The 9,246-nt window shown below is 64.0% G+C and carries 10 protein-coding genes; 7 read left to right on the top strand and 3 right to left on the bottom strand.

From position 1 onward, the window contains the following. Window positions 1-243, bottom strand: a 243-nt coding sequence (locus tag AC1DKV_RS39480; protein WP_477139627.1) for a DNA-binding protein, incomplete at its 3' end; no start/stop codon positions are given. A 484-nt stretch (window positions 244-727) separates the two neighbouring features. Further along, on the bottom strand, window positions 728-1,717 hold the full coding sequence (locus tag AC1DKV_RS39475; protein ID WP_477139626.1) for a LysR family transcriptional regulator: 990 nt from the start codon (window positions 1,715-1,717) through the stop codon (window positions 728-730). A 96-nt stretch (window positions 1,718-1,813) separates the two neighbouring features. On the opposite strand from AC1DKV_RS39475, the gene AC1DKV_RS39470 reads away from it, so the two are divergent. From AC1DKV_RS39470 to AC1DKV_RS39440, 7 genes are all read left to right on the top strand, one after another. Then, the gene (locus AC1DKV_RS39470; RefSeq protein WP_477139625.1) at window positions 1,814-2,503 is read left to right on the top strand and encodes an HAD family hydrolase; all 690 of its coding nucleotides are present in this window, start codon (window positions 1,814-1,816) and stop codon (window positions 2,501-2,503) included. 27 nt (window positions 2,504-2,530) lie between these two features. After that, window positions 2,531-3,547 carry a tripartite tricarboxylate transporter substrate-binding protein gene (locus tag AC1DKV_RS39465; protein ID WP_441621738.1) on the top strand — a complete coding sequence of 339 codons (1,017 nt, stop codon included), beginning with the start codon at window positions 2,531-2,533 and terminating at the stop codon, window positions 3,545-3,547. Between the two features lie 48 nt (window positions 3,548-3,595). Further along, window positions 3,596-4,729, top strand: a complete 1,134-nt coding sequence (locus AC1DKV_RS39460; protein WP_477139624.1) for an alanine racemase — start codon at window positions 3,596-3,598, stop codon at window positions 4,727-4,729. A gap of 5 nt (window positions 4,730-4,734) precedes the next feature. Beyond that, the gene (locus AC1DKV_RS39455; RefSeq protein ID WP_441643459.1) at window positions 4,735-4,929 is read left to right on the top strand and encodes a hypothetical protein; all 195 of its coding nucleotides are present in this window, start codon (window positions 4,735-4,737) and stop codon (window positions 4,927-4,929) included. 137 nt (window positions 4,930-5,066) lie between these two features. Then, window positions 5,067-5,339 (top strand): XRE family transcriptional regulator, encoded by a 273-nt coding sequence (locus tag AC1DKV_RS39450; protein WP_477139629.1) that lies wholly within the window; start codon window positions 5,067-5,069, stop codon window positions 5,337-5,339. Window positions 5,340-6,136: 797 nt separating this feature from the next. Next, a complete protein-coding gene (locus tag AC1DKV_RS39445; protein ID WP_477139628.1) occupies window positions 6,137-7,360 on the top strand; it encodes an 8-amino-7-oxononanoate synthase in 1,224 nt (407 codons plus the stop codon). A gap of 85 nt (window positions 7,361-7,445) precedes the next feature. Then, window positions 7,446-8,804 carry a cytochrome P450 gene (locus AC1DKV_RS39440; RefSeq protein WP_477139623.1) on the top strand — a complete coding sequence of 453 codons (1,359 nt, stop codon included), beginning with the start codon at window positions 7,446-7,448 and terminating at the stop codon, window positions 8,802-8,804. A gap of 77 nt (window positions 8,805-8,881) precedes the next feature. On the opposite strand, the gene AC1DKV_RS39435 is transcribed toward AC1DKV_RS39440, so the two are convergent. Next, the coding region (locus AC1DKV_RS39435; protein ID WP_477139622.1) for a biotin/lipoyl-containing protein at window positions 8,882-9,246 on the bottom strand (365 nt) is incomplete at its 5' end.

The raw sequence follows: 9,246 nt of genomic DNA, 5'->3' as shown, positions 1-9,246 counted from the left end.
GTCGCGCAGGTCGGTCCAGAACTGCGCCAGCACCTCGGTCGGCGTGCCCATGCTGCCCTTGCGCACCAGTTGATAGAGCTTGTTGGCGGTGGGGGTGATGCCGTAGCGGAAAAAGAGCAGGCCGCAGACCTCGYGGTAGAGCGCGCGGGTCTCGGGGAATTGGGTGCGCAGGGCGGCCACGTCGGCGGCGAGCGTGGCCTGCAAGGCGGCGTCGGACGGCGTGGATTCAGGGCTGGCGGTCATGGTTTGGCAAAAATCGTCCGAGAATTTTCAATATATTACTACGTAATACGTATTTAATATTGATTTTTATCTCACACGTTAGACATAATTACGCTTCTGTCTATAACTTATGGCGCACTGCCCTCCTGACTTGCGCCTCKGCCACACTTTCGGCAAACCGCTCGCACGAAAGTGATCGCGGCGGCTAGGAGAGGCTGACCTGGAAGAACTGGAAGCGGCGGGAGGCCTCGGCCCGGCTGGCTGCGGCGGGCGGTCAATGCGGGGCTGACGGCGGGATTTTTCCGGGATCGGATAAGAGTCCTGGAGAACCAAGCGGGGCCCGGAATCTCGCAGGAGCCTTGCTTGCCCCCGGCCCAGTCACCGTCACACTTGTGGCAGCCGAGCTGGTGCTCGCCGGGAAKGGTGACTTCCGCAGCCCACGTGGCTATGCCCACGCGGGCCTGATGGCCTTTGTTCGGCTGCGCTGCTCGTCGGATTCGGCCCATCATCCCCGGCGGGTCATACGCCACGGCGGCCTTGGCCCCAGGGCTTTGCGCAGCATCTCGACGAAGAGCCGCGCACGCATTGATGACTGGCGCGACTGCGGCACCAGCGCCATCACGTCGGCGTCGGGCAGCCGGTACGCTGGCAGCAGCGCTACAAGACGGCCGGAGAGCAGTTCATCGGCCACATCCCATTCTGACCGCGCCATGATGCCTTTGCCGGTCAGGCACCAGTGATGGACAACATCGCCGTCGTTGCTCTCCATCGTTGGGCGCACCCGCACTGTCTGTTCTCGCGATCGCGCATGGCGAGGGTTCTGGCTTTGGCTGTTTCCGCCGTCCTTTGCRCCGTCATCGCAGGTAAAGCGCCACAGCGTCACATCCTCCTCGTTCTCCCTGAGAACCAGGCAGGCGTGCCGTTCGAGATCTGCAGGCGTTTCCAATGGCGGTACTTTGGCCAGGTATTCGGGCGCCGCGCACAGGATGCGTCGGTTCGGCGCAATGCGATGCGCAATCCAACGCGAATCCGGGATCTCGCCGATGCTGACCAGCACGTCGAAGGCATMACGGCCATGCACCGGCTGGCGCGGCAGCATCAGGTTGTCCGACAGGTACAACTGCACCTCGAGATTGGGATGCGTGCCATGGAACTGCGCCAACAGCGGACCGAGGTAGCGGCGCCCAAAGCCAAACGGCCCGTGGACTTTGAGCTTGCCTGCCACGGCCTGGCTGCGCTGCTGCAGTGCCTCTTCGATCGCCTGCATCTGTTCCAGGACACCGGTGGCGTGCTGCGCCAGCAGATGCCCTTCGTGCGTGAGTTGGAGGCGCCGTGTGGTGCGCTGGGCTAGCCGGATACCCAGGCGCGCCTCCAGTTGGCCCAGGCGCTTGGTCACGGCCGGTGGGGTGACGTTCTCCTCCCGGGCCAATGCGGCCAGGCTTCCTAAGCGATCCAGCGCCAGAACGAACCGCAGATCTTCGATGTCTAGCTTCATTATTAACCTTCAGGTGAATTAAGAAATTCTATGGCATTAACCACATGAGGGCATGGCATACCTACACTGGCGACTCGAAACCCGGAGACCGCCGCCATGACACAGCCAACACATCAGCCACTGCAAACACCTCAAGCCCGCCAATACGATTTMGTCMTGTTCGATCTGCTAACCGCGTTGCTCGACTCCTGGTCCCTGTGGAATAGCGTCGCGGGCAGCGAGACGGCAGGCCGGGCCTGGCGTGCCGCCTACCTGAAGCGCACCTATGCGTGCGGCGCCTACCGCCCCTACGAGACGCTAGTGCGCGAGGCCGCGATCGAGACCGGGCTGCCACCATCCATGGCTGACGCGCTCGAAGAACGGTGGACAGAGCTCACGCTGTGGGACGGTGCCGCCGCTGTTCTCGACGCCCTGCGCGCATCGCATGGACTCGGTGTTGTGACCAACTGCTCCGAGCGTCTCGGGCGGCTGGCGGTCGAGCGCCTCAATGTGCCGATGGACGTGATAGTGACGTCCGAGCGCGCCGGCTTCTACAAGCCGGATCCGCGCCCCTATCGACAGGCGCTGCAGGAATTGCGGTCGGAGGCTGCCAATACGCTATTCGTCGCCGGATCCGGCTTCGATCTGTTCGGAACATCGGCGGTAGGGCTCGACACCTACTGGCACAACCACGCAGGGCTGCTTTTGCCCGACGGCGCGCCGGCACCGTTGCAGCAGGGCCCGAGCCTCCTGCCCGTGCTCGAGCTCGTCGCAACGCCGCGCAGCGGAACCCAAGCGCAGGGTTGAGAGGCGCGCTACTTGCGAGGAGACCCAATGAAATCCGCCATTGCCACCGCCCTGCTCGTCGGCTCGCTGAGCGCCGTCGTTGTCCCAACCGCGTTTGCTGCCACTGCGCCCGCTGCACCGCCCGCGCCGGCGCAAAAGTGGCCAAGCAAGCCACTTACGCTCATCATGCCGTTCCCTGCCGGCGGCCCCAGCGACGCGCTGGCCCGCGCCGTTGCCGCCAGGATGGCATCCGGCCTGGGCACATCGATCGTGGTCGAGAACGTTGCGGGCGCAGGCGGCTCGATCGGCATGCAAAAACTCGCTCGCGCGCCCGCCGACGGCTACACGATCGGTTTCGGCACCATAGGCACCCAGGCGGCCAACATGATCCTGTATCGCAAGCCGCTGTATGACGCGCGTCAGGATTTCGAGCCGCTGGGGCTGGTCGGGTCCGCGCCCGTGCTCCTGCTGGTCAAGCGCGATCTGCCAGTCAATGACTTCAACCAGTTCACCGACTACCTTCAGGGACATCCGGCCACCACGTCATATGGCACCGCTGGGATCGGTTCCATCTCGCATCTGGCGTGCCTGATGCTCCTGGGCGACCTGAAGCTGAATGCCATGCACGTTCCGTACAAGGGCGTGGCGCCGGCGATGGCAGGTTTGATGGGTGGCGAGACAGACTTCACCTGCGATCAGACCACCACATCACTCGCGCAGGTGGCGAGTGGCCGTGTCCGCGCCATCGCGGTGCTGACGCGGGAGCCTCTGCCCACGCTGCCCAAGGTCGCCACGGCGCAAAGCAGTGGCAAGACACGCATCGATTTCCATTCCTGGAACGGCCTGTTTGCTCCCAAGGGCACCCCTGCTCCTGTGGTGGCCAGGCTGAATCAGGCAATCAACGACGCGTTGGCTGACACTGCCCTGGTGCGCCAGATGCACGAAGTGGGTGTCGAGTTCCCGGCCCGCGCCGACAACACGCCCGCCAATCTAGCCCGGCTTGTGGAGCGCGATTTCCGGCGCCTGCGGCCGCTTCTCGAAGCCAACAAGGTGCAACTGGATTAAGCAAACGGGCAGCCGCTCGCTGCGTGCTGCCCCCAACAAAGGATTCCCATGACTTTGCAAGAACTTGAAACGCCGGCGCTTGTGCTGGACCGAGCCAAGATGGAACGCAATATCGCGCGGCTGCGCAACCGCCTTGCGCCCTCCGGCGTCACGCTGCGGCCACACGTCAAGACCAACAAGTCGGTCGACGTCACGTCTTGCATCGGTGCAGCTGGTACGCCAATCACCGTGTCCACACTGAAGGAAGCTGGCTACTTCCTTGACCACGGCTGGAGCGACATCCTGTACGCGGTGGGCATCGTGCCGTCCAAGCTGGCGCATGTCGAAGACCTGGTGCGGCGGGGCGCAAAGCTGACGCTGCTGCTCGACAACGTGGAGGCGGCCAGCGCGCTCGCGGCCTGGTGTCGCGAGCGCGCCCTCAACGTGCCGGTGCTCATCGAGATCGACACCGACGGTYACMGCTCAGGCGTCAAGCCGGAGGACCCGTCGTTGCTCGATATCGCTGCCGCACTGGGCTATGACGAGGGGACTGGCGCCTGGCTCGCGGGCGTGCTCGCCCATGCAGGCGACTCGTACAACTGCCGTTCGGTCGAGGCGATTGAAGCCCTGGCCGAGCAGGAGCGCGCCGGCGCCGTAAGGGCGGCGGAACGTTTGCGCGCCGCCGGCCATCGCGCGCCGGTGGTTAGCGTCGGTAGTACGCCGACCGCTCATTTCGCCCGCTCGCTCGAGGGCGTGACAGAGGTACGGGCAGGGGTGTTTGTATTCTTTGATCTGGTGATGCGGGGCATTGGGGTCTGCGACACAGATGACATTGCGCTGTCGGTCTTGTGCACGGTGATCGGGCACCAGCGTGAAAAAGGCTGGCTAATCACCGATGCAGGCTGGATGGCAATGTCGCGCGACCGTGGCACCGCGAAGCAACCGGTCGACCATGGCTATGGATTGGTTTGCGATATCGACGGCAAGCCGCTGTCAGATCTGGTGATGATCGACGCCAACCAGGAGCATGGTATCGTCCGCCACCGCACGGATCCGACCGCCACGCCAATGCTCCCACTCGGCACGCTTTTGCGCGTGCTGCCGAATCATGCATGCGCGACAGCGGCACAGCACGGGGCCTACGCGGTAGTAGCGGGCGGCACTGCGTTGCAAGCGCGTTGGACCCGCTTTGGGGGATGGTGAGCGCGATGGCTAAAAGCAATCCTGGCACAATCGCCGCCTCTACGCCCGCGGCAACCACCGGAGTCAACAATGGCGTCGCTTTTTTCGACGTGCCGGCACTAGCTGCGCCACGCGGCCACAACTCGCACGTTGCGACGGGCCAAGGCCTCGTCTTCGTCTTCGTCTTCGTCTTCGTCTTCGTCTTCAGTGTGTCACCGTGATGACAGGGCAGCCTTGCACCGTCTTGGTGTTTCCCCGAGATTGTGCTGACCGCGCCTTACCCTAATAATCGCGCCCTGTGCCTGCGTCGTGCAGGCGCAGTAAGGGCTTGATTGCCCAGGATAAAAAGGAAGTCCAGATGTTCCGCTTCGAGTATGGAACGAGCAATGTTTATGTCCAGCTTGKATTCGCGGACGCCGAAGAAATCCCGCTCAAAGCGGGAATTGTGAGAGACATCACCGACCGCATTCGGGCCGCCGGGCTGACGCTCTCGGATGCCGCCGCCATGCTAGGKACATCACAATCGGATCTGCTCCTGGCGCTTTGCGGGAAATTCCAATCTTTCCGCGCAGCAGAGTTGCACAGTTGGCTTGATCGGCTGAAMTTCCCGTTGCTGCCGAAAAGCCGATAAGCCCTGGACGCTTGCAGGGGGCATCGACCTGATGCCCGAGTGGCTGCAGGCTATATTGCCACCGGGACAATGCACGGTACGGCGGAACTGGATACGTCAATACAGCCTCATCCTCGCTAGTCCGATGCAGGGACTACACAGTGGCGGGCTTCGCCCAGCGGATCAATTCCGCCTTCAGTTCCCTGGACTCCTGCTCGAGAGCGCCTCATCGTTCCAGAGCTTTGCCAGCTTCATGCACTCATCGGCAAACGACTCGCGCGCCTGAGGGGTCTCGCCACCATTCCTTCCCGCTCTTTCGCGCGATCCTCATCATCCGCCGACTTGATGCTGGAGCAGATGCGGAGCTTGGTCAGCATCGACCACATTTCATTGCCGCTATTGGCCCGTCACTTGCGGGCTCCACGGGTTGTGGGTGTTTGACGCCTGGCGATTAATTGCGTTTTCCTGCGACGATGGGAGGGCTGAGGCGCCAGCCGACTCGAGGGACGACAGCGTTGCCGGAGCACAATCATCCACTTGATCGCTGATTTTGTCGTCTTTGTCTTGCTTTTATCAGCATCCCGCCGTCAAGTCGCCTCTGTCCGCCAGTTTGCGAAACATGAGAAGACCCGACTAACATCCCMTCTCCGATTCATGCCAGTGCTCGGCCTTCCTGTGAGACGACCGCGCCGAGGATGACCGAAACAGGAGGTGATGTGGGAAATGCATCCACTAGCGGACCTGCCAGCATGCTGGCCCACTGCGATGCGCTGGCTGTGCAACCCGCGGAGCGACCCGCACCTGCAGGAGTTCGGCAATTGCTGATTGACCAACTGAACCAGGTCGCGGCCGAGCGCGCCGCAGGTGCATTGACGCGCCACCGCCGCACCGCGCTCACCGGTTGCGCACCTCACCAGACGGTTAGCGTCAAAGACGGTGAAGCACGTCTTCTGCTGAGTTTTTGCAGCAACGACTACCTCGGGCTGGCAAGCCACCCGGCGGTGATCGCCGCGTTCGCGGAGGGGGCCCGGCGTTACGGCGCGGGTAGCGGCGCTCCCGCCCGCGTCAATGCGCATCCGCTCGCCCACCACCAACTGGAAAGCGAGCTGGCCCGGTGGTTCGCGCCGAATATTCCCAAGGTGCAGGCGCTCTACTTCTGCACCGGATACATGGCCAACCTGGCCGTGCTGAGCGCGCTGGGCACGGCCGACGCCACCCTGTTTTGCGACAAGCTCATCCATGCCTCGCTGATCGATGGCGCGCTGCTGGCTCGCGCCACGATGAAAAGGTACCCACACTGCGATATCACCGCGCTCGCCAGGCAGCTTGCTGCCTGCAACAGCCCGCTAAAGCTGATCGTGACCGACAGCGTGTTCAGCATGGATGGCGACATGGCACCGCTTGCCGAAATGCTGGCACTGGCCGAGCGCCACGACGCCTGGATCGTGGTGGACGATGCCCACGGCTTTGGCGTGCTGGGGCAGCGAGGCCGAGGTGCCCTGGAGCATCTGGGGCTGACCTCCGAGCGCCTGATCTATGTCGGCACGCTGGGCAAGGCGGCGGGCGTGGCGGGCGCGTTTGTCGCTGCCCACCGGACGATTGTGGAGCATCTGGCCAACGTGGCCCGCCCCTACATCCACAGCGAGGCTGCGCCGCCGGCCATCGTTCATGCGCTCCTGAGCAGCCTGGCGCTGATCGCAGGCCATGAAGGACGCGAGCGCCGCGACCACCTGGCGCAGTTGATCGGGCAGTTGCGCAACGGCCTTCAAACCCTGCAGGTCCGGCATCCGCACGCCGGCTGKCATCTCGCCGACAGCAGTACACCCATMCAGCCCCTGATCGTCGGCGACAACGAGGCCGCGCTGTCGCTGTCCCAAGCGCTTGAGAACGACGGCATCCGCGTTACCGCGATCCGCCCGCCCACCGTGCCCAACGGTACGGCGCGCCTGCGCATCACACTGTCGGCGTCGCATACCGCAGCCGACGTGGCACGCTTGCTGGACAGCCTGTCCGCCATCATGGCCCGGCGGGCAGAGCCATGAAAAACCTCTCGCCTCATTGCCGTCGCTTCCGAACCGCGCCAGGCCGAAACCCGACAGCGTCTGGCTGCCAAAGCAGGATTCCACAATGACCAGCATTGCCGACAGCACGACTGCCACCAACCAGGCCACCACGCTCGCTTCCACGTCCCTAAGCCGGTACCACACCGAGGAAGCGATGGCCGGAGCGTTGACCCCCTGCGACCGCMTGGTCGACGACGCCTTCCTGCGTGACCCCTACCCTGCCTACCACGCGCTGCGCGCGCTCGGGCCCATCCATTGGAGCGAAGAATTCTTCGGGGGGGCCTGGCTACTGACCCGGCATGAAGATGTGGAAGCGGTGCTKCGCGACCCCCKGTATTCGGCGCGGCGCACGGGAGGATGGGTGATGCGTGGCAGCGAAGGCGAGCGCCAGGCGCTTTGCCCCTTCCAGCGCTTGTTCAGCCGGGCCATGCTGTTCCTGGACGCGCCCGATCATACGAGGCTGCGACAGGTGCTCAATGCCGGCTTCCGTCCGGCTGCCCTGCGCGCTTTTGCCGGCACCATCGAGCAAATGACGGCCGGGCTGATTGCGCAGCTCGCAGGCGCCGAGGCGTTCGATTTCATGGAGTCGATTGCCAGGCCGCTGCCGGCGATGGTCATCGCGAGGTTGCTAGGCATGGACGTCKAGAACCAGCCGGACTTCCTCGCCTGGTCCGAAGACCTGKCCGCCTTCATCGGCGCACCGGATCCCGACGCCGCGCTGAAACGGCGCGCCSAGGTCAGCCTGCTCAAGATGGCTGCAGCATTTGAATCGATGCTGGCGCGGCGCAAGGCAGAAGACACGGATCTCTCGCAGGCGCAACAGCGGGACCTGATCGGGCATCTGCTGTACGCCGAGGCCGAAGGCAAAATCGAGGCCGGTGCCGAACTACTGGCGCAATGCGCGATGCTGCTGTTTGCCGGTCATGAAACGACGCGCAATCTGCTTGGCAACGGACTGCACGCCCTGCTGAGCCATCCCGAGCAATGGCAGCGCCTGCAGCAGACCCCGGAACTGCTGCCCAATGCCCTGCGCGAGTTGCTGCGCTACGAAAGCCCGGTCCAGTACACGGGACGTCGGGTTGCTACAGACATGATGCTGCACGGGCGCCAGTTGCGGCGCGGCGATCTGGTCGTTGCCCTGATCGGCGCCGCCAATCGCGACCCGGCGCGCTTCCGCAACCCGGACGAGCTGGACATCACGCGACGCGAAGGCTCCCACCTTTCGTTCGGGCATGGCCCACATGTGTGCATCGGCGCCGCGCTGACGCTGATGGAGGCAGAGATCGTGTTCCGGGCGATTCTGCGCCACATGCCCGCGCTTTCGCTCGCAGACGCCKAACCGCACTGGAACGGCAACCCCGTCTACCGGGGCTTGGCCAGACTTAGTTTGCAAGCGCGAGGACAGTCTGCCCGACAGACGTAGCTGGCTTTGTCACAACTTGCCCTCCCGTCCTGGACGGACGGGAGGCAACAGCCTGTCTCCGTGCAAGCACGCCAATATCAATCCGCCGGCTTCAACTCGATCAGCAGATCCTTCGCGGCGACGCGGTCACCCTGCTTCACATGCACCGCGGCAATCTCGCAGTCGCGATCCGCGGTGATGTGGGTTTCCATCTTCATCGCCTCCAGCGCCATCAGCGTCGTTCCCGCCGCCACGCGCTGTCCTGGCTGGACCGCCACCGTCACGATCGAGCCCGGCATGGGCGCGGCGATATGCAGCGGATTGCCGGGCTCGGCAACCGGACGGCTGCTGCGCACCACGCTCGCGTGCGTGGTACTACGCTGCTCGACCAGCGTTGTGCGCGATTGTCCGTTGAGCTCGAACTGGACCTTGATGACCCCCTCTTCGGCACCCCCTCTTCGGC

It is taken from the genome of Cupriavidus sp. 05T41 (assembly GCF_056396525.1).
The sequence above is the reverse complement of the archived record's forward strand: the minus strand, read 5'-3'. Positions and strand labels throughout refer to the sequence as shown.

Bases quoted from the DNA above. Each gene is read 5' to 3' on its own strand.
- AC1DKV_RS39465 (WP_441621738.1), top strand. From the start codon at position 2,531: ATGAAATCCGCCATTGCCACCGCCCTGCTCGTCGGCTCGCTGAGCGCC.
- AC1DKV_RS39455 (WP_441643459.1), top strand. From the start codon at position 4,735: ATGGCTAAAAGCAATCCTGGCACAATCGCCGCCTCTACGCCCGCGGCA.